16 protein-coding genes and 3 pseudogenes are annotated in these 19,281 nt (G+C 45.4%); 9 read left to right on the top strand and 10 right to left on the bottom strand.

The genetic code is table 11. The features are described 5' to 3' along the window. Nucleotides 1-296 precede the first annotated feature (296 nt). The 6 genes and pseudogenes from F6K46_RS40305 to F6K46_RS27510 all read right to left on the bottom strand — a co-directional run bounded on the left by F6K46_RS40305 (nt 297) and on the right by F6K46_RS27510 (nt 2,926). Entirely contained in the window at nt 297-695 is a 399-nt protein-coding gene (locus F6K46_RS40305) for an HNH endonuclease (protein ID WP_366510776.1), read from the bottom strand. Between the two features lie 27 nt (nt 696-722). Beyond that, a pseudogene (locus F6K46_RS40300) lies at nt 723-1,046 on the bottom strand (group II intron maturase-specific domain-containing protein); the annotation flags it as partial. Between the two features lie 43 nt (nt 1,047-1,089). Further along, nucleotides 1,090-1,548: a reverse transcriptase domain-containing protein gene (locus F6K46_RS40295; protein WP_366510775.1), complete on the bottom strand. Its 459-nt coding sequence runs from the start codon at nt 1,546-1,548 to the stop codon at nt 1,090-1,092. A gap of 51 nt (nt 1,549-1,599) precedes the next feature. Continuing rightward, a pseudogene (locus F6K46_RS40290) lies at nt 1,600-1,647 on the bottom strand (hypothetical protein); the annotation flags it as partial. A 71-nt stretch (nt 1,648-1,718) separates the two neighbouring features. After that, nucleotides 1,719-1,943 (bottom strand): reverse transcriptase N-terminal domain-containing protein, encoded by a 225-nt coding sequence (locus F6K46_RS27515; protein WP_293063170.1) that lies wholly within the window; start codon nt 1,941-1,943, stop codon nt 1,719-1,721. 536 nt (nt 1,944-2,479) lie between these two features. Continuing rightward, nucleotides 2,480-2,926 carry a helix-turn-helix domain-containing protein gene (locus tag F6K46_RS27510; protein WP_293063168.1) on the bottom strand — a complete coding sequence of 149 codons (447 nt, stop codon included), beginning with the start codon at nt 2,924-2,926 and terminating at the stop codon, nt 2,480-2,482. A gap of 435 nt (nt 2,927-3,361) precedes the next feature. On the opposite strand from F6K46_RS27510, the gene F6K46_RS27505 reads away from it, so the two are divergent. From F6K46_RS27505 to argH, 3 genes are all read left to right on the top strand, one after another. Continuing rightward, on the top strand, nt 3,362-4,819 hold the full coding sequence (locus F6K46_RS27505) for a GAF domain-containing SpoIIE family protein phosphatase (protein WP_293063166.1): 1,458 nt from the start codon (nt 3,362-3,364) through the stop codon (nt 4,817-4,819). 28 nt (nt 4,820-4,847) lie between these two features. Then, nucleotides 4,848-5,099: a hypothetical protein gene (locus F6K46_RS27500; protein WP_198954156.1), complete on the top strand. Its 252-nt coding sequence runs from the start codon at nt 4,848-4,850 to the stop codon at nt 5,097-5,099. 315 nt (nt 5,100-5,414) lie between these two features. Then, nucleotides 5,415-6,809 (top strand): argininosuccinate lyase, encoded by a 1,395-nt coding sequence (gene argH, locus F6K46_RS27495; RefSeq protein ID WP_293063163.1) that lies wholly within the window; start codon nt 5,415-5,417, stop codon nt 6,807-6,809. Between the two features lie 328 nt (nt 6,810-7,137). Here the strand turns inward: argH and F6K46_RS27490 are convergent, their stop codons facing one another. Together F6K46_RS27490 and F6K46_RS27485 are read right to left on the bottom strand one after the other, a co-directional pair. Beyond that, the gene (locus tag F6K46_RS27490) at nt 7,138-7,335 is read right to left on the bottom strand and encodes a hypothetical protein (protein WP_070394677.1); all 198 of its coding nucleotides are present in this window, start codon (nt 7,333-7,335) and stop codon (nt 7,138-7,140) included. Nucleotides 7,336-7,491: 156 nt separating this feature from the next. Continuing rightward, the gene (locus F6K46_RS27485; RefSeq protein ID WP_075902425.1) at nt 7,492-7,782 is read right to left on the bottom strand and encodes an RNA-binding protein; all 291 of its coding nucleotides are present in this window, start codon (nt 7,780-7,782) and stop codon (nt 7,492-7,494) included. 373 nt (nt 7,783-8,155) lie between these two features. Between F6K46_RS27485 and F6K46_RS27480 the strand changes: the two genes are divergently transcribed. Next, nucleotides 8,156-8,611 (top strand): NUDIX domain-containing protein, encoded by a 456-nt coding sequence (locus F6K46_RS27480; RefSeq protein WP_081431301.1) that lies wholly within the window; start codon nt 8,156-8,158, stop codon nt 8,609-8,611. 25 nt (nt 8,612-8,636) lie between these two features. On the opposite strand, the gene F6K46_RS27475 is transcribed toward F6K46_RS27480, so the two are convergent. Beyond that, a complete protein-coding gene (locus tag F6K46_RS27475) occupies nt 8,637-9,434 on the bottom strand; it encodes a pantothenate kinase (RefSeq protein WP_293063160.1) in 798 nt (265 codons plus the stop codon). Nucleotides 9,435-9,602: 168 nt separating this feature from the next. On the opposite strand from F6K46_RS27475, the pseudogene F6K46_RS27470 reads away from it, so the two are divergent. The 5 genes and pseudogenes from F6K46_RS27470 to F6K46_RS27450 form a co-directional block, all read left to right on the top strand. Next, nucleotides 9,603-9,962, top strand: a pseudogene (locus tag F6K46_RS27470) (AAA family ATPase); the annotation flags it as partial. Between the two features lie 202 nt (nt 9,963-10,164). Continuing rightward, the gene (locus F6K46_RS27465) at nt 10,165-11,883 is read left to right on the top strand and encodes a diflavin flavoprotein (RefSeq protein ID WP_293063158.1); all 1,719 of its coding nucleotides are present in this window, start codon (nt 10,165-10,167) and stop codon (nt 11,881-11,883) included. 452 nt (nt 11,884-12,335) lie between these two features. After that, entirely contained in the window at nt 12,336-14,084 is a 1,749-nt protein-coding gene (locus tag F6K46_RS27460) for a diflavin flavoprotein (RefSeq protein WP_293063156.1), read from the top strand. Nucleotides 14,085-14,593: 509 nt separating this feature from the next. Further along, entirely contained in the window at nt 14,594-15,880 is a 1,287-nt protein-coding gene (locus F6K46_RS27455; RefSeq protein WP_293063154.1) for a cysteate synthase, read from the top strand. 233 nt (nt 15,881-16,113) lie between these two features. Continuing rightward, entirely contained in the window at nt 16,114-18,435 is a 2,322-nt protein-coding gene (locus F6K46_RS27450; protein WP_293063152.1) for a TauD/TfdA family dioxygenase, read from the top strand. 223 nt (nt 18,436-18,658) lie between these two features. Here F6K46_RS27450 and F6K46_RS27445 read toward each other — a convergent pair whose 3' ends face one another. After that, on the bottom strand, nt 18,659-19,162 hold the full coding sequence (locus F6K46_RS27445; protein WP_293063150.1) for a class I SAM-dependent methyltransferase: 504 nt from the start codon (nt 19,160-19,162) through the stop codon (nt 18,659-18,661). Between the last annotated feature and the right edge of the window lie 119 nt (nt 19,163-19,281).

Here is a 19,281-nt window from a genome sequence, read left to right as displayed (position 1 = left end):
AAATTCTTTTATCTCAATTATCTTTCAAACTTCAAGATCATTTTGTTCTAGTTTAAGCTGAATTCAGGATAAGCTCAAACCCTTATTTTTTCGTTGGCTGTAACTCCCATGACTTCCTAAAATTAGTAAAAAATGGTCTTAACCTGAACTGACGTTAATTAGCTACTAGCGGGAAAACTGATTAGAGTCGATGCCCGGTATTACCCGGGGCACCTCTCCTGTCATACCGTACGTGAAGGTTTCCCCTCATACGGCTCCTAGATATCCTAGTCTTATCGCCGTTCGCGCAGCGTGGCCTACGGCCAAAGGCGACGCTTCGCGAACGACTTGCCCCCGTGAATGTATTGGTGACAGCTTAGGTGAACAGCCATGAGGTTGTTCCTCTTCCAGTTGTTGTGATTTCCATCAATGTGGTGGAGATGTACTCTTTCTTCATCAATGAATTTCATTCCGCAATATCCACAGGAATGGTTTTGTTTCTTCAAAGCTTCTGCGGTAGCATCGGAATAAAGAGTGGTATTTCTCTTGCTCCAATAGACTAAGTCTCCGTCATAAGGGGACTTAGTCCCTTTCACCATTACGTGTTTGTTCTGTTCATACCCTACTGCGGGGAAGCCTTTCTTACATAGTTCGTCGGCCTGACACCGGTTAACCTTCTTTTCTTTGCGGAATTTCCGGTTTGCGGTGTGATTCATGAACCATAAACTGTCGCGAGAACTGCTCATGTCGCAATATTTGTGGTAATTCCTCCAGCCACGTATGATGGGGGCTAGTTTCTTAGCCTTGATTTTTGCACCATAATTCGAGCTGTTAACTACGGTCTTAATCTTCCTACGAATAGCTTTGTGGTTCTCCGCTGAGGGAGTACAGTGAAACTTTCCGTTTAGTTTGACACGCATGTGCCATCCTAGAAAATCGAATCCGTCTGTCGTTTTGGTTATCTTGGTCTTATCTTCGCTGATTTCCATCCCGCGCTCTGCCAGAAATGTCTTGATTTTCGTCAGAACTTTTTCAGCATTATCTTTTGGTTTTAGGAAGATAATCATGTCGTCCGCGTACCGGACGCTAGGGTGTAAATCTTCTATTCCATCAAGTGCAATATTGGCGCTTTTGTGGACTGACTACTCCTCCCTGTGGGGTTCCTTGCTCAGGAAATTCCAGGTCAACTCCTGCTTTGAGGCATCGGAATATCCCAGTCTTCAAACTTGCTGGTGCAATTAACCTATCCATTATGGATTTATGGGAGATGCGGTCGAAACACTTTTTGATGTCTAGTTCGATTACTCTTTTCTTGATGCCGTTTGAGTGTGATTTGAGGTTATCGAACACATACTTTTGGGCATCATGGGCACTTCTGCCGGTTCTGAACCCGTAGCTACGGGCGTGGAACGTGGCTTCGTGTGCAGGTTCGAGGGCGAATTTTGTTAGACATTGCCATGCTCTGTCTGCGATTGTTGGTATCTTGAGCATCCTTACTTTCCCATTCTTTTTGGGAATTGGGATTTCTCGGAGACCGGAATGATGCCAGTCGAGGGCGTTTTGCCTCATGGTTTCAAGAACTTCTAATCTTTCTTTGTAATTCAGTGCAGTTTTACCGTCTATACCGGCGGTTTTTTTGCCCTGATTGAGCTGTGTTACTTGACGGATGGTTAGAAGTTACCGCAAGAAGAGTGGAGCCTTTACAGTTTGAGGTTCTTGCGCAAAAGGGTTAAAAATTATTAATTAAGGCTCCACTCTTCTAAGGTTTCATCTCCGGCCAATAGCTGTGCTGAACGAGATTTCAGAATCAGTTTTTGCAGAGACCGAGCTTTCCTCAAGTCGCCAGCTTGAACCGCTTTATACACGCGCCGCTGTAGGCGGAAAAGGTTCCGGCGGAGTATTTTCCACTTTTGTCCTTTCCATAGGTCACTAGATTTTCCTCTGTGTCTACCCATACTCTCCATTGGTTTGTGTATTCTGAATACCCGTCCCCAGTTTTGAGGACATCTTACCCGATGGTGGGGATTAGGCTTGGCATAGCTTACCGAAGTTACGACCGTTCTTCAGACCCATGTGTTTTGCCATCGTTTTTACTCGTTCCGTTTCCCAGATTGTTTTGATGATTTAGGGTAGTCCACTTTGCCTATCCTTTCCTCGGAGTTTACGACTATCCGGTGGATAATGTCGTGAGAATAAAAGGATGAAATACACACGATTTTATTCAGATTGTGTTTTCTTTATGAGACACTTTTTTAGGACTTATTTTACCCATGTCATCTCCTCATTAGCGGCAGTGTGGATAATCTGTTTCACCTCTGATTCCGCCCTGTTGCCAGCTTCACTCTGTAGGTTGCCGCCTACTCGGTGTGGCCAGATAAAGAGTCACTTGTCTCCTCAAGGGATGGGCTTTCACCATCATCCGGAAAATAGTTAGGATTTCGAGGTGTTTGACCTCGCGAATCCCCTAGCTCATACCCCTCTAGTTGTTAGAGGCTCCTAGCTAGAACGAGCCGCACCCACCGATGAAGTGAACATCACTGAAGGTTTCGATCCACAGACGAGCGCCACAATCGAGTGGGTTATCAGGCTGATAGACAATCCGACATGGACCGAGGATTTCTACCTCGTTTCCGTATAGATTGTTGCCGCTTCGTTTTACTGAAATCACTGGCTTCCGGTCTTTGGGACTTTTGTGCATATTCGAGCCAATGTGATTGCGGTTGACATTGATCTTAGCTAGAGCCGGAGGACGATTTTTACGCCACTTACCCTTTGGTCCACGTTTGCCTTTAATAATTTGAGGCAGATAGTTAAACAGGGGAATAATCCAGAATTTACCGCTTTTATAAGCACCTCTAACCCGGCCAGAGCTTAGGAGTTGTCGCAATCGTCTAGAGGAGATTCCTAACAGAGATGCCGCTTCAGTAGTACCAACGCACTTGTTCATCAGTTGATTTTCCAAAACTATTCCTATAAAACTATAATAAGATAAAATTTGTGGAATGCCAAATCATGGGGTTCTATTAATTAATGCATCAGCCCTCAGCACTCAGAAGATTCCCGGAATAACATTGAATGTAATTAGGGCTATCATTAGACAAATCAGGTCAGTTGGAATGATAGGTTGGGACTTTTGGAATAGCTAAAAATGGCAATCAGTGCTACTGTAGGATGCCATACTGTTGCGCTAGTTATCCTACATGGTTGAATCAATACCTAAGCAAAACTACCGTGAAGATCCAGGGTCAGCCATCGTAGGCTTCACAGGTCAACAGTTTCAGCAACAGCTGCTTGACAAAACCTGAGTAGACATCTGTTCTAACTCCTGATTAACCTGATGGTTTGTGCAGCATAACTGGTAACGCTCCTAACACCTGATGCAATGACAGCACTGCCCATTCCCCACCAACCCTCAAGTTCAACCAATAGCACCAGCTCCTATGCTGGTGCTAAGAAAAACCCTGTGTCCACCCTCAAAGAACTGGTGGCACGTCTTTATCGAGAACAGCACAAGGTTCAAGATTTGTTAAGCTCATTGGGGTTTGCCTTACGCAGCTTCAACAATCTCAATCAGTTTTTAGAGTTAATTCCTCTAATGGCAGCACGGGTCAGTGATGCCGATGGGGGAGCTTTAATCTTGTTTAATCGAGATGGTCAGGTACAACGCTCTGACCTACACTACCAGAACCCTCAGGTGGGTCAGACTATTCGTAAAGCCATAGAAAAGACCACCCACCAAGTGACAAGTCCTAATGGCCAAGGGGGGAATTCTCAGCAGACACCAACTTCGATGAAACTAGTTCAGGCATCCTTTGATAAAGTCTTGAGGGATTATCTTGAACCCAATATCAAACTGTTTAGTCTTCCCATTCTGCTTAAAAATGCTGAACAAGGACATTTGTATATCTTTAGCCATGACCCACAATATAATTGGACACCAACACGACAGAAGTTGGTAAGGTTAGTGGCTGACCAAACTGCAGTAGCGATCGCTAATGATGAACTTAAAGTTGAGCTACGCCATAAAGAACGCTTAGATCGAGAGTTAGAAATTGGTGCCGATATCCAAATCCGCCTACTACCGCGCCAATGCCCTGAAATTGAAGGGGTGGAATTAGCGGCTTTCTGTAAAACCGCTAACCGTGTTGGAGGTGACTACTACGATTTCATTCCCACCAACTACGACCAGCTTGGACCGAAAAACTCCGGGGATGCTCATCTCACTGATGACCACAGTGCTTATTTACCTTGGAGCATTGTGATTGGTGATGTGATGGGAAAAGGGGTTCCGGCTGGGTTGATTATGACTATGACCAGGGGAATGCTGCGAGCAGAAGTGCTAAACGGTCACTCCCCTGCACGCATTCTCGAACACTTGAACCGGGTTATGTATGTTGACTTGGAAAATTCCCATCGGTTCGTTACCTTGTTTTATTCTGAGTACGACCCCAAAACCAAGATTTTGTCCTATAGTAATGCCGCTCACAATCCCCCCTTGTTGTGGCAGGCATCAACCCGTTCTATCAAACCCTTGGATACCGCAGGAATGCTGATTGGTTTAGAAGTTGATTCTCAATACGAAGACTCTCACGTGCAGCTAGATTCAGGGGATACCATTATTTACTACACTGATGGCGTGACCGAGGCAGCCAATCTCAATGGCCATCGCTTTGATGAGGACAATCTAACTCAAAGCTTCCAGTGGGCCTGTGAACATAGTTATACTGCTCAGGAAATTTTAGATTACCTATTTGAGCAAGTGCAGCAGTTTACTGGTACAACAACTAACGGAGATGATATGACACTGGTCGTAATGCAGGTAAAATCAAGGTTTCACTAAAAGATTTAAGGTATAGGAAAGCAGAGCAATGGTGATTGTAGGCATACAAACAGCAATAGTTCCGTTATTATGCATTAGCGATTGGACTGATGTCTTGGGATGGCTGAACTCTCACTTACCCATCGATGGGCTAGTTTTGGCTCAAACTATTGAAGATCCAGATGTACTTGGTCAAATCAAGACGGCCTGGCAAAACTTTATTGATTCTGGTCAGGCTGCGGCGCTGGTGATTGGCTTAGTTGTTGGTTACTTATTCAGAAATCTAACTTCGTTTAACTAAATCGTCAGGTGTCAGCCGTCAGCTTTTAGCTCACGCTGCTTGAGGTGCTGTCAGCCGTCAGCTTAAGGTACATCTCGTTCGGGTAGCGTGCGCCTATGGGAAATGCGCAATGCCCAAACGGTAAAATTTAATAGTTCGAAATTGCTTATGCTAATCGCACCTAAGCTGATAGCTGTTCGCGTAGCGTGCGCGTAGCGCTTATGCTGATAGCTGTTCGCGTAGCGTGCGCGTAGCGCTTATGCTGATAGCTGAATGCTTATACTAAATCTAACTTCGTTTAACTCGTCTTGTGTCCTTTATCTTGTTTCCAAAACTGTGACTGAGCAAAAAACCTGGAGTCAGCGATTTGAATCAGCGTTACATCCAGCAATTGCTTGCTTCAATGCCAGTATCGGCTTTGACATAGAACTGATTGAGTATGACATTACTGGTTCTGTGGCTCATGCCAAGATGCTTGCCCATACTGGCATTATTTCTGAGTCGGAAGCTCAGCAGCTAGTAGCTGGCTTAGAACAAATCCGCTCAGAATACCACCAAGGAAAATTTAACCCTGGTGTTGATGCTGAGGATGTACACTTAGCTGTAGAACGCCGCCTAACTGAACTTGTGGGTGATGTTGGCAAGAAGCTACATACAGCGCGATCGCGTAATGACCAAGTTGGTACGGATACCCGACTCTACCTCCGGGAGCAGATTGATCAGATTCGTAGCCAGTTACGTAACTTCCAAGAGGTCTTGCTCAATCTGGCCAAAGCTCATGTTGAAACCCTGATTCCTGGCTATACTCACCTGCAACGGGCTCAGCCAGTCAGTTTAGCCCATCACCTGTTAGCTTACGTAGAAATGCTAGAGCGGGATTGGCAGCGTTTAGGGGAAATCCGACGGCGGGTGAATATCTCACCCCTCGGTTGTGGAGCCTTAGCAGGGACTACCTTCCCCATTGACCGACATCATACCGCCAAAACCTTGCATTTTGAAGGAATTTATGGTAACAGCCTTGATGGAGTAAGCGATCGCGACTTTGCCATTGAATTCCTCTGTGCTGCCAGTTTGATCATGGTACATCTAAGCCGATTTTCAGAAGAAATCATTCTCTGGTCATCTCAGGAATTTGGCTTTGTTACCCTCTGTGATAGTTGTGCTACTGGTTCGAGCATAATGCCCCAAAAGAAAAATCCTGATGTTCCCGAACTGGTACGAGGTAAGACTGGCCGTGTCTTTGGTCATCTACAAGGGTTGTTAGTTTTGATGAAAGGGCTACCTTTGGCTTACAACAAAGACTTGCAAGAAGACAAAGAAGCACTGTTTGATAGCGTTAACACTATCAAAGCCTGTCTCGAAGCCATGACCATTCTCTGGCAGGAAGGGTTAGAATTTCGTAGCGAACGTTTGGCATCAGCAGTTACTGAAGATTTCTCTAACGCTACCGATGTCGCTGACTATTTAGCCTCAAAAGGAGTTCCGTTTCGGGAAGCCTACAATCTGGTGGGTAAGGTGGTCAGAAGTTGTTTGGTATCCGGGAAGTTACTGAAGGATTTGAGCCTCGAACAGTGGCAAGAGTTGCATCCAGCCTTTGCAGAGGATATTTATCAAGCCATTGCCCCGACTCAAGTCGTCGCTCGTCGGAATAGTTATGGTGGCACTGGTTTTGACCAGGTTAGGCGAGGGATTCAGGATGCATGCGATCGCCTAAATTCAAATCATGATTGATCGCTAATTTATCTCTAATATTAGATCTTCTCAATCGCGTAGCGTGACCGTAGGTCAGTCTTGCTTGCGCCATTCTTGCGCCAGTACAAAAATACTTAATAATAGGGAAGTTAGGAGCGGGAAACTTCGGATCAGAACTAAAGATGTTTAGTTAGTTTTTGGATTAAAACATACTTTTACTTTTGTTTATTCCAATAACATAAACTTGACTTATCCTGACTCGAAGCTCCTGACTAGATACTCCTAAATTTTCTACATTGACAGCAGTAGTTAATCAACTAGGGTAGTTACTTATGGGAATATCAGGAATCAGCTGATAACTGACTCATTACATCGCACCAGTACCACCTTGGTAATTATTATCCTCATTATTTTCTGCTGTTGTTTCCTCCGACTTAGGAGGTTTAGTACCGTACCGTCTATTTTTGGAAAAACGGCCCGTATTACGCTTGGATTTCCGAAACTTACGGGCGTAAGCTTGATTCCGCTGCGCCTTTTCCTTTTTTAGATTGCGGCGCTTTGCCATGTTTACCTCATTGATAAAAAAACAAAAACACTATCAAACCCAAGTCTTACAATAAATTCAGCTTGGTTTATTTAAGTTACCCATGTCACCCACGGGAAAGGAAAATGGTTAGTTTTCCAAACCAGACTTCTTGATTGTCCTCGAAGCCTAGTGTTTCTAGAATCCACTGCGACTACGATTTCCGCGATTGTTGTCGTTGTCGTTATTTTTTGGTCTAGCTTTACGGACGCGCATAGAACGTCCCATCCATTCTGCACCATCTAGCTCAGCAATGGCCGAATCTTCCTCATCCGTTGTCCCCATATCAACGAAAGCGAATCCACGCCCTTGACCTGTTTCCCTATCTTTAGGAACTGCTACTTTTGATACTGTACCATACTCCTGAAATACTTCCTGTAAGTTTTCAGAGGTAACCTGATAATCTAGGTTGCCAATGTATATAGTCATTTAGAGTTGTCCATCTGATCGAAAATGTTCAGATGAAGGTCGGTGAGAGGGCGAAGCACTGGTGCATATCTACCCAGGTTATGACATTGATGCAGCGCGGTCAAAGCAGGACACCCCATGAGCGACTACCGGTGCGGTCAAAGGAGGCCACCCCATTAGCGCTTTGCATCAAGACAGAGATTTAACCAGAAGTGATTCGCCTGTGAACCGGTCAGGTATTCCTTAGGCTCCTAGCTGTTAACTACTCAGACGTTCAACGTTGAATTGCATCACAATGGACTTTTCAATCACTGACGTTACCGAACTTGCATCCATAATGTCTATCATAGCAGTCAGTAAAAGCAACACACACACTCAACAGCCCTATCATCACATGAGAAGATTATGGCAATTTGTCCAAACCGTTCTCGGAATTATATTTCGACATCCTATTACCGGTACGAGCATCATTCCACTCTTGCCGGATGGGCGAATTGTACTAGTTCGACGTCGTGACAATGGTAAGTGGGCTCTACCAGGAGGGATAGTTAACTGGGGTCAAGATATTCCAACGACTATCGAACGGGAATTATTTGAGGAAACTGGACTGGAGTTGCTCAAGATTCGCCAGTTATTTGGGGTTTACTCAGCACCAGGAAGAGATCCCAGAGTTCATTCTATCTGTATTCTGGTAGAAGCTGATGTCACCGGAACCATGGAGGTACAGGACGTATTGGAAATTAGTGAAGTCAAGGCGTTTGAACCGGAAGCTATCCCTAAGGGAAACCTCAGCCATGACCATGACCGTCAGTTACAGGACTATTTTGAGGGTAATATCACCGTTGCTTAATTCCCCACAAAAGTCACCGCAGCAACTAACTACCAACCACTGACAATATTCCCCAAAAGATTAAGTAAGGATCAACAATAATCTGAGCCGCTATTGCAGGAAATTGGGATTGGAAATAAGTAACTAACTGCTCAGAGTCGCCGCCAGTCATAGCAATCGGACTGTTGGGAAACTCCCTTTGCCAATCCTCAATAAAATCCCGGATACTAGCCAATACTGTATAGACAACACCACTTGCTATTGCCTCTGATGTCTCCAGAGACCAACGCTTTGGTAACTGAGCTGGTAGTTCAATGGCCGGTAATGCTCCAGTTTTTTGTGCTAGAGACTGTAACTGTAATCCCAATCCTGGCAAGATAGCTCCTCCGATTAGCTGTAGGTTTTGGTTAACCCCAGTAAAGGTTAGAGCAGTACCAGCATCAATAACTAAAACTGGATAACTATACCTATGACCAGCACCAAATACGGCCAAGGCGCGGTCAATGCCTAGGGTGGGATATAGTCCGGAAAGGGGTAAATCTTCCAGGGTCAATATTGTAGTATCGGAATAGTTTTGCCAAAGTGCTGTTTGGGCAGGTACTACTGAAGCGATGTAAAGGGGTAATGGATTGGATGGGTCTAATCTCTGAGCTGCTAACTGGGGTGGGAAAATTTCCGCTGACATTACATTAGACCTCCAGTTCTTGATTAACTGCGCTACAGCTGCTGGGGTTAGATGGTTGGTATCCCAGGCTTTTTTCAGGGTGTTATCCACAAACCAAGCCCAATGTAGCCGAGAATTGCCAATCACTAATCCTAAAAAGCTGTTTGCCTTAGTTGTCATATAGCAGTTATCAATTCGGTGAAGTACAAATTACTGGGTTAATGGGAGTCGGGAGTCGGGAGTCGGGGAAATAAATTTGCCTTTTGCCTTTTTCTTTGCCTAATCGATTCTAGATTTCTTTTTTTGGGAAGACTAGTCACAGTGGGAAAAAATCCCTGTTCCGGAAGAGAAAACGGTCAAGTCATCATTGACGTTATCCCTGAACTAGAACGAATCATTGGCAAACAGTCTCCTGTGCCAGAACTATCAGCTGGTGCAGCACAAAATCGTTTTAATCGACTGTTCCAGAAATTCATCCAAGTCTTCACTACTGCTGAGCATCCCTTAGTTATTTTCCTAGATGACTTGCAATGGGTAGATTCAGCATCTTTGAAATTGATGCAGTTGTTGATGAGCGAAACTGATACTCGTTATTTGCTGCTGATTGGAGCCTATCGGGATAACGAAGTCTCTCCAACCCATCCGTTAATGTTAACGTTGGATGAGATTAGCAAAACTGAGGTAAACGTTAATAGTATCACTCTAGCCCTAAAGCATTGACCATGAATAGCTGATAGCTGGCAAGGGTAGCATGAGCCTAGGGCGTTAGCTATCAGCTATTGGTGGTGAGTGAACTATAACCAATCCTAAATCAGAGCCATAGCATATTTAAATCCAGCTTTTGAAGATATTTGTGTAAAAATAAAGAAAAGTTACATATCTTAAAAATAGCGGATAAAGGAGTAAAGGGATGGTAGTACTCACTGACCGGGTTCAAAAGCGGCTAACCATAGAGACTAGCGAGATTGCTCCAGATACCACAACTATTCGTTCTTTGGATTGGGATCGCGATCGCTTCGACATCGAATTTGGACTACAAAACGGCACCACGTACAACTCGTATCTGATTCGGGGTGAGAAAATTGCCTTGGTCGATACGTCCCATGAAAAATTCCGCCAGCTATATTTAGATACTCTAACCGGACTAATTAACCCTACCGATATTGATTACTTAATTATCAGCCATACCGAACCAGACCACAGTGGGTTAGTTAAAGATATCCTTGCACTGGCTCCAGATATTACTGTGGTGGGCTCAAAAGTGGCGATCCAGTTCCTAGAAGACTTTGTACACCAACCGTTTCAGCGCCAAATTGTCAAAAGTGGTAATCAGCTGGATTTAGGCAATGGGCATATCCTGGATTTTGTCAATGCCCCTAATCTTCATTGGCCCGACACCATGCTCACTTACGATGCTGGGACTAAGGTGCTGTATACTTGTGATGTCTTTGGCATGCACTACTGCTCTGCTAGCACCTATGATGACAACCTCAGCGCTATCGAAGCAGATTATCGATTTTACTACGAATGCCTGATGGCTCCCAACGCCCGTTCAGTGCTATCTGCTCTCAAGCGGATGGACAAGTTGGGAGAGGTGACTACTGTTGCTAATGGTCATGGTCCTCTACTGCGCCACAATGTAGAACAACTGGTAGGAAATTACCGCGACTGGAGTCAAGCCAAGGCCAAGGCAGAAAAATCGGTTGTTGTGTTTTATGTCTCAGATTATGGCTATAGCGATCGCATTTCTCAAGCGATCGCCCTAGGGATTACCAAAACTGAGATTGCTGTGGAGATGATGGACCTCAAATCCGCTGACCCCCAAGAGGTTCAAGAAGCTGTTAACCGTGCCGCTGGCATAGTGATTGGCATGCCTCCAACCACAAACAGCACCACTACAGCAGCAGTTAGCACGGTACTTGCTGCGGTCAAATCCAAGCAATCCGTTGGTCTGTTTGAATCCTATGGCGAAGATGACGAACCGATTGACCCCCTACGCAGTCAATTTAGAAGCCTAGGACTCAAAGAAGCCTTTCCTGCGATTCGGATCAAAGACACTCCTAGTGAAACCATTTACAAGCTTTGTGAAGAAGCCGGTACTGACATGGGGCAATGGCTGAGTCGCGATCGCTTGATCAAGAACATGAAATCCCTAGATACAGACCTAGACAAAGCCCTAGGTCGTCTCAGTGGTGGATTGTACATCATCACCGCTAAGAAAGGGGATGTCAAGAGTGCCATGTTAGCCTCTTGGGTGAGCCAAGCTAGCTTCGAGCCTTTGGGTTTCACCATTGCTGTAGCCAAAGACCGGGCGATTGAATCCTTGATGCAAGTGGGAGACCGCTTTGTACTCAATGTACTCGAAGAAGGCAACTACCAAGATTTAATGAAACACTTCCTCAAGCGCTTCAAACCTGGTGCTGACCGCTTTGCAGGGGTGAATACACAAACAGCACAAAACGGTTCCCCCATTCTGACCGATGCCCTAGCCTATCTAGAGTGTAAAGTTACCACCCGTATGGAGTGTAGTGATCATTGGATTGTTTACTCTACCGTTGACACAGGACGGGTTTCTAAGCCAGAGTCTCTGACTGCTATCCACCATCGGAAAGTGGGAAATCATTACTAAAGCTAAATCTTGCACCAAGTTTAAAATTTACCTGTAAAGGTAGGGAACGGGGAACAGCGGATCTGGGAACAGTGATAAAATCTGAATTTCTCCGTACTGAAATTGATTATTATCACTTCCGTTCCGTTATTAAGTTTTTTTCTACTGGTGCAAGATATCAGCTGCGCGCCTAGCGGCGATCGCGCCAAAGCGCAACACTAGTAAGAAACACATTTTTATTGAAAATCTTAAATCCTTGCTGGGGTTTGGGTTTTAAAATGTGTTCCTTAAAATGTGTTCCTTAAGAGTTAAATACTATAGCATTTATAACATTAATGAGGTACACATATTTTTCACTCCTCTCTATTACCTGCTCCCTGTTCCCTGTTCCCTGTTCCCTGTTCCCTAAAACCAGAAACTGTGTACCTCACCAAATTTAAAACCGCTATAAATGTAACCGGCTAACTTGAACCATGAACACTACAAAACCCCGTGACGTCCAACCCCTGCATATTGCTACCGATACCCTCATATTGCGATCGCGTACTTGGGACCGGCTCAAATTTGAAATCGAATATGCCTTGCAACGAGGCACCACTGCTAATTCTTTTCTAATTCGAGCTGATCAAATCGCCCTATTCGATCCACCAGGAGAATCTTTTACAGAGGTGTTTCTCAAAGCATTACAAGAACGCCTTGACCCAAAGCTGATAGATTATGTCATCCTCGGTCACATTAATCCCAATCGCCTGGTTACCCTGAATGCTCTGCTAAAACTTGCTCCTGAGATTACCTTTGTTTGCTCCAATCCTGGTGCCAAATCTTTGCGCACTCTGTTTGAGAAACTAGAAGATAAAGCTATTCCAGAACAGGAGCTCAAAATCCTAGTGATGAAAGGGGATGATACTCTCGATTTAGGTGAAGGTCACATCCTAGATTTTATCCCTACCCCTAATCCCCGTTTCCCTGATCAGCTTTGTACCTACGATTCTAAAACTCAAATCCTATTTACAGATAAATTATTTGGTGCTCATGTCTGTGGAGACCAGGTAATGGATGAAGGTTGGAGGGTTTATAACGAAGACCGACGCTATTATTTTGATTGCCTGATGGCACCCCACGCCCGACAGGTGGAAACAGCTTTAGCTAAATTAGCTGACTTTGATGCTAAGCTTTATGCTACCGGTCACGGACCCTTGGTGCGCTATGGCTTTCAAGAACTAACTGAGTCCTATGGGAAATGGAGTAAGCAACAACAAGCTCAAGAGGCCAATGTTGCCCTAATTTATGCCTCAGCTTACGGCAATACTGGAGCTATTGCTCAAGCGATCGCACGAGGTATCACAAAAGCTGGTGTATCGGTAGAATCCCTTAACTGTGAAGCAGCTGATCCAGAAGAGATTGGCGATGCTGTGGAGAAAGCAGACGGATTTATCATGGGTTCTCCTACCCTAGGAGGTCATGCACCAACCCAGGTTCAAACTGCTTTGGGTATGGTTTTATCTAGCGCTACGAAAACCAAGCTAGCGGGTGTTTTTGGTTCCTATGGCTGGAGTGGGGAAGCCATTGACCTATTAGAAAATAAGTTCCGGGATGCGGGTTACAAGTTTGGCTTTGAGACGATTCGGGTCAAATTTAAGCCTACAGACAAAGACCTCAAATACTGTGAAGAAGCTGGTACAGATTTTGCTCAAGCCCTGAAAAAAGCCAAAAAAGCCCGGAAACCCAAGCAACCTGCTGGTGAGTCTTCCGCTGCCCGCACGGAGCAAGCGGTGGGACGGTTGATTGGTTCGTTGTGTGTTGTGACTACTAAACAACAAGACCTGACCGGAGCGATGCTAGCTTCCTGGGTATCTCAAGCTACCTTTACTCCTCCAGGGTTAACCGTAGCGGTAGCTAAAGAACGAGCAGTTGAGTCTTTGATGCACACTGGAGATAACTTTGTCTTGAATGTGTTAGAAGATGGTAAACATTTACCCTTAATGAAGCAGTTTCTCAAACCCTTTGGTCCTGGTGAAGACCGATTTGGTGGGATAAAGATCGAAGAAGCAGACAATGGTTGCCCAATTATAAGTGATGCCCTAGCTTATTTGGAATGTACTGTAGAAAATCGGATGGAATGTGGTGACCACTGGCTAGTTTATGGGGTAGTTAAAAATGGTAAGGTGCTATCTGATGGAGTAACTGCCCTGCATCATCGTAAGTCGGGAACCTATTATTAATAGGACATAGTTTTTTTTAAAGGGAACAGGGAATAGGGAATAGAAGGAAGCATGTCACCTTTGTAACTAAGTATATAGATCCCCCCTAACCCCCCTTAAAAAAGGGGGGAATTATATTCAAAAGTCCCCCTTATTAAGGGGGATTTAGGGGGATATGACATGCTTCCGAATAGAACTATATCTTAACCTTTACTTCGACTGCTATAGACCTAAAACAAGTGATGCTTAGCAAAGAGTATCGCTTTTTTTTAATCTATAGCCAGGATCATTATACTTCATAAAAATCTCCCCATCTTCCCATCTCCCCACCCTCCCCACCCTCCCTACTCCCTACTCCCTACTCCCTACTCCCTACTCCCTACTCCCTACTCCCTACTCCCAAATCGGGCTATTTTCAACTAGCTGCTATACTAGAAATCTCCAGAAACTCGGTTTTGACCCAGGCAGTGCAAGGGTTTGAGGTTAATTTTTGGAGATGTCTAATATTTCGGTGCCAAGTACTAATCACAATGAAGTCTAAACTCAAATATATCCTGCGTTGCACGTTGTGTGGAAAAGACTATGAACCAGACCCTTTCCGCCTTTGCTGTGACGATAAACATGAGCCATCCCTTCTGCGTGCTGTCTATGCTAACGAAAAGCTAGAAGTCAAAGAGAATCTCCCAGGTTTATTCCGATATATCGATTGGCTACCGGTTGATCGATACTTAGAGGCAGATGGTAAACCGATTACGTATCAAAGCAAAAATCTGGCTCACCATCTGGGATTAGATCATCTTTTCATTTCTTTCAATGGCTACTGGCCAGAGCGAGATGCTCATCTTTCGACTTGTTCGTTTAAAGAATTAGAAGCTTTCCCGATCTTAGCGAGAATACCAGAGGATAACCCCAAAACCCTCGTCGTTGCTTCAGCTGGAAATACGGGCCGAGCGTTTGCTACGGTTTGCTCTAAGCTGAAAATCCCCTTTTGCTTGGTGATTCCAGAGCAAAATTTATCCGCCATCTGGTCAAAGGAGCCGTTTGATTCTTGTGTTCGTATGATCGCTGTTGGTGGGAATGGTGACTACTCCGATGCCATTCGGATCGGACAAATCATCAGTGAATTAGAGGGTTTCTTTCCGGAAGGAGGAGCGAGAAATGTAGCCAGACGGGATGGTATGGGGCTAACCGTTGTGGATGCTACAGTAACCATTGGGGAAATTCCTGATCACTATTTCCAAGCTGTCGGTTCCGGTACTGGTGGGATTTCAGCTTACGAAGCCAATCTCAGATTTTTAGCAGATGGCAGATTTGGCAACAAAAAAATGAAGCTTCACCTCTGTCAAAACATTCCTTTTACACCCATGACCGATGCTTGGAACGCGGGTAAGCGAGAAATTACTGCTTTGAGCGAAATAGAAGCAAAAAAATGCATTAGTCAGGTTTCTGCTAAGGTACTTACCAACCGAAACCCAGCTTACTCTCTTGCGGGAGGGGTTTATGAAGCATTGGCTGATACTGATGGAGAAATGTATGGTGTGACTAATGACGAATCAGACAAAGCAAGGGCTTTATTTGAGAAATTGGAAGGAATAGATGTTAGTCCTGCTGCCGGTGTGGCAACTGGTGCTTTAATTCAAGCGGTTGAGGCGGGAAAAATAGGTAAAAAGGAAACCATTGTGCTCAATATTACCAGTGGAGGTTACAAACGGATGCGCCAAGATTATCCGTTACACTACCTCAAACCTGATTTAGTTTTTAAACCTGAAGAGATTGAGCCGGATTTTATGGAACAGAGCATTAGCAGTGTATCATAAGGGTTTACCAATTAAACGGCGTTGCTGAATTAAGGAATGAATGCGCGATCATCTGGTTTTATTACAGCCCCCTAAATCCCCCAACTTTGCGGTGCGACCCGTGGCGAATTTAATTCGCCTACGGAAAGCGCACCGGAGGGGACTTTGATAGTTTTGTTCCCCCCAAAATTGGGGGGTTAGGGGGGCAAAACCATACCCATAATCAGCAACGCCAGTTAAACAGCCTAATATCCATGAAAACCTTATCCACTCTTGCAGTCCATCAACTCAAACCCTTTGGGGTGAAGCTGACGAATGTTGATGTTAATTCCCCAGAACAATGCGATCGCATTCGAGAGCTGCTGTATGAAAATGGGGTAGTGCTCATCCCTCCTGACGGAGGCAGTTTCGGTGATCAACCAATCCAAGCTGATGCCAGCCTGTTAAAGTTGGCGGGACTTTTTGGCCAAGTTGAAAACTACCACCCAGTTAACGAAGCCAAGGACACCGCTGGCAAGGTGCAAATTCTGGAAACCATGGGTGACACGGGGATTCCAGCGGATTCATTCTTGTTCCACTCAGATATGAGCTGGCGAGTGAACCCATCCCGGGCCAGCGTACTATGTGGGTTTATCCTGCCTCCTAGCGGTGGTAATACCTGCTTCCAAAGTGCTAACCAAATGTACCGCAATCTTTCACCAGAACTAAGGGAGCAGTTGCATGGTATCAGCGCTCTCCACTCTCTCAAGCAGGGTTATGGCCGGGTAAACCGACCGGATGACGTGACTAATGACGTGCAGTCTATTCATCCGGCAGTGATTAAGCATCCCGACACAGGTGTTCCACTGCTCTATCTGAACTCAAATTTCACGGTGTCCTTGGTAGGAATGTCGGAAGAGGAGAGTACGGAACTTTTGAACCGCGTCTTTGAGCAAGCCAACCGTCCAGACCAGGTTCTTTGCCATTCCTGGACTAAGGGGGATGTGGTGATCTGGGACAACTTTGGAGTGCAGCACCTGGCTAGGGCAGACTACCTTGGCCTGCGCCGAATGCATCGGGTGGTGGCTCACGACCCTTATCTGCGGACAGAGCGCTATGTAGGGGAAACAGGGGATGTCAAAGAAGCCATCAGTAATATCGAGCACTACCTCAAGCAAGATGACAATCAGGCTGGTTATCAGGAATGGGCATTGCGCTATGAACAGGATGTAAATCAAGCTGGCTACAAAATCCCAGCTATTGCCACTGATATTTTGGCGCAATATCTCGGTCAACTGGTGCAAACCGATGAACCACGAATCTTAGATGTGGCGGCTGGTACAGGGCAGAATGCCTGGCTGCTGATGCGTAATCATGGCCTCACCAACCTAGAGGCAATGGACGTTTCCACCGAGATGTTGTTTGAGGCGCGTCGCCGGGAACTCTACCGTAAGTATCATGTAGAAGATGCTAATCAACCCTTGCCCATACCCGACCGTCAGTACGATGGTGTGCTGTGTGTGGGAGGGCTTTCAGCAAGCCAGATTCGAGCACAACCAGCCTTGAAAGAGTTCATCCGGGTCACGAAGGATGGCGGACTGGTAGTCTTATCAATGCGCGAAGCCGAAAGTGAATACACTGCCGAGGTGAGCCGACTAGTGACCACAGGGGTGGCTGAGGTGGTACACGAGCACTCATTTGTGGGCATTGAAACCAACCAGGAAGTACTGCACCACATTTTTGTCCTGCGAGCACTGGGCGACGATAATTCAGACCAGTCAGCGGCTCAATACAACCAAGCACGCAGACCCTTTGGGGTACAAGAGATCTTGGGATTTGTCCGCCCAGGAGATGTAGTGTTAGACGCTGGCTGCGGCACAGGGCAGCACGCACGATACCTTGCTGAGGTGGCCAGTAAAGTTGTAGGAATTGACACAGATTCCGCGCGGATTGCGATCGCCCAAGAAAATTGTCAAGACTTGGACAATGCCAGCTTTGAAGTGGGTTCTGTCACCAAGCTTCCTTTTGAGGACGGTTCCTTTGACCTAGTGCTGTTGGCCCAAGTGCTACACCACCTTGGAGGGGAAGATGTGCATTCAGGCGAAACTTCAACGTCTTTAAGGGAGCAATGTGAGCGGGCGATCGCGGAAGCAAAACGAGTGCTGAAAGCTGGTGGACGACTTGTACTTGTCACTACTAGCCGAGAGCAGCGTCGTAAAGCTTACTGGCATTTTAACCTATTTCCACAATCAGCGTGGGAGCGTCTGGATTCGGTCTGGTCCCTGACGGAGGGTGTTTGGTTCACATCGCTGATGGAAAAAATGGGGTTCACCATGACTGGTAATGTAAGCCCAGCGGAATCCCACTGGATTGAAGCCCAGGATGAAAAGATGGTGAGGCTAAGCCTTGACCCTGGTTGGCGCTCAACAGATGTGGCATTTGCCTTGCTGACACCTGATGAAATGAGTCAGTTTGTGGCTCAGGTCGAGGCGGTGCTAGGGGATGGCTCTGCAAAGGAGCTAATCAATGGGGCGCTTGCAGGGCGTGCTTCCCATGGGGAGGCTACCGTTTATGCCTATGATCTTAAATCTGAATAAAGCCCTGTTGTGATTGTTGATATTTTCCTCAAGGTGGAGAAAATCGGGAGTATGTCACCTTTGTAATTATGTACATAGATCCCCCCTAACCCCCCTTAACGAAGGGGGGAATTAGATTCAGGAATTAGATTGAAAAGTCCCCCTTATTAAGGGGGATTTAGGGGGATCTGAATCAGGAATTAACAAAACTGACATGCTCCCGGTAAAATCTCATTCAGTCAAATTATTGTTTAGTTCCTTCAATCATCACACCAACCCAGCCCAAATCATGAGTTTTCATGGAAAACCCTATAGATTCAAGCAACTCCTGGAAATAGCTGAAAGGATAAGCATTAGGACAATGGGAACCCCCTTCTAAAATCACTTGATTGCCATTGATACTTTCTACTTTTAAACCCGTTTTAGCATAAAAGCGTAAGCGCTCATCCATGACTTCTGGACCACATTTGAAAGTCGAAATAAATATCTTTTCCTCTACTAGTTTTTCGAGATTATCGAAAACAGGTTTATGAACGTCTTGAGGAATATTGCCAATCGTATTCCATCCCAATAAAGCATAAGTAAAAGTTTCTTGAACCAGAGTGGGTAAATGTTCTGCTCTTCCGAGAATGAGGTTTACATTATCAAAAGTGGCAGTTGATTCTTTAGCTAGGTTTACCAATTGTTCAGCAAAATCAATTCCTGTGATCTTGCCGACAAGGGGGGCAAGATGACGAAGAGTAAGCATTCAGGTGATGGGGTTGACAAAAAGGGAAGGATGAGTAGTAGTGTAGAACCATGGAAATCAAACCGCCAGCTATCCCAAATAGCTTTGAAGCTCTGGAACTGCTGCCCCAATCAGTTCTG

Origin of the sequence: Moorena sp. SIO3E8 (assembly GCF_010692445.1) — a bacterium.
In the GTDB taxonomy this organism is placed as follows: domain Bacteria; phylum Cyanobacteriota; class Cyanobacteriia; order Cyanobacteriales; family Coleofasciculaceae; genus Moorena; species Moorena bouillonii.
The sequence above is the reverse complement of the archived record's forward strand: the minus strand, read 5'-3'. Positions and strand labels throughout refer to the sequence as shown.

What these genes read in the sequence shown, in the direction of transcription:
- F6K46_RS40305 (WP_366510776.1), bottom strand. Translation starts at nt 695, where the DNA reads ATGAATCACACCGCAAACCGGAAATTCCGCAAAGAAAAGAAGGTTAAC.
- F6K46_RS40295 (WP_366510775.1), bottom strand. Translation starts at nt 1,548, where the DNA reads ATGAGGCAAAACGCCCTCGACTGGCATCATTCCGGTCTCCGAGAAATC.
- F6K46_RS27515 (WP_293063170.1), bottom strand. Translation starts at nt 1,943, where the DNA reads ATGGAGAGTATGGGTAGACACAGAGGAAAATCTAGTGACCTATGGAAA.
- F6K46_RS27510 (WP_293063168.1), bottom strand. Translation starts at nt 2,926, where the DNA reads ATGAACAAGTGCGTTGGTACTACTGAAGCGGCATCTCTGTTAGGAATC.
- F6K46_RS27505 (WP_293063166.1), top strand. Translation starts at nt 3,362, where the DNA reads ATGACAGCACTGCCCATTCCCCACCAACCCTCAAGTTCAACCAATAGC.
- F6K46_RS27500 (WP_198954156.1), top strand. Translation starts at nt 4,848, where the DNA reads ATGGTGATTGTAGGCATACAAACAGCAATAGTTCCGTTATTATGCATT.
- F6K46_RS27490 (WP_070394677.1), bottom strand. Translation starts at nt 7,335, where the DNA reads ATGGCAAAGCGCCGCAATCTAAAAAAGGAAAAGGCGCAGCGGAATCAA.
- F6K46_RS27485 (WP_075902425.1), bottom strand. Translation starts at nt 7,782, where the DNA reads ATGACTATATACATTGGCAACCTAGATTATCAGGTTACCTCTGAAAAC.
- F6K46_RS27480 (WP_081431301.1), top strand. Translation starts at nt 8,156, where the DNA reads ATGAGAAGATTATGGCAATTTGTCCAAACCGTTCTCGGAATTATATTT.
- F6K46_RS27475 (WP_293063160.1), bottom strand. Translation starts at nt 9,434, where the DNA reads ATGACAACTAAGGCAAACAGCTTTTTAGGATTAGTGATTGGCAATTCT.
- F6K46_RS27465 (WP_293063158.1), top strand. Translation starts at nt 10,165, where the DNA reads ATGGTAGTACTCACTGACCGGGTTCAAAAGCGGCTAACCATAGAGACT.
- F6K46_RS27460 (WP_293063156.1), top strand. Translation starts at nt 12,336, where the DNA reads ATGAACACTACAAAACCCCGTGACGTCCAACCCCTGCATATTGCTACC.
- F6K46_RS27455 (WP_293063154.1), top strand. Translation starts at nt 14,594, where the DNA reads ATGAAGTCTAAACTCAAATATATCCTGCGTTGCACGTTGTGTGGAAAA.
- F6K46_RS27450 (WP_293063152.1), top strand. Translation starts at nt 16,114, where the DNA reads ATGAAAACCTTATCCACTCTTGCAGTCCATCAACTCAAACCCTTTGGG.
- F6K46_RS27445 (WP_293063150.1), bottom strand. Translation starts at nt 19,162, where the DNA reads ATGCTTACTCTTCGTCATCTTGCCCCCCTTGTCGGCAAGATCACAGGA.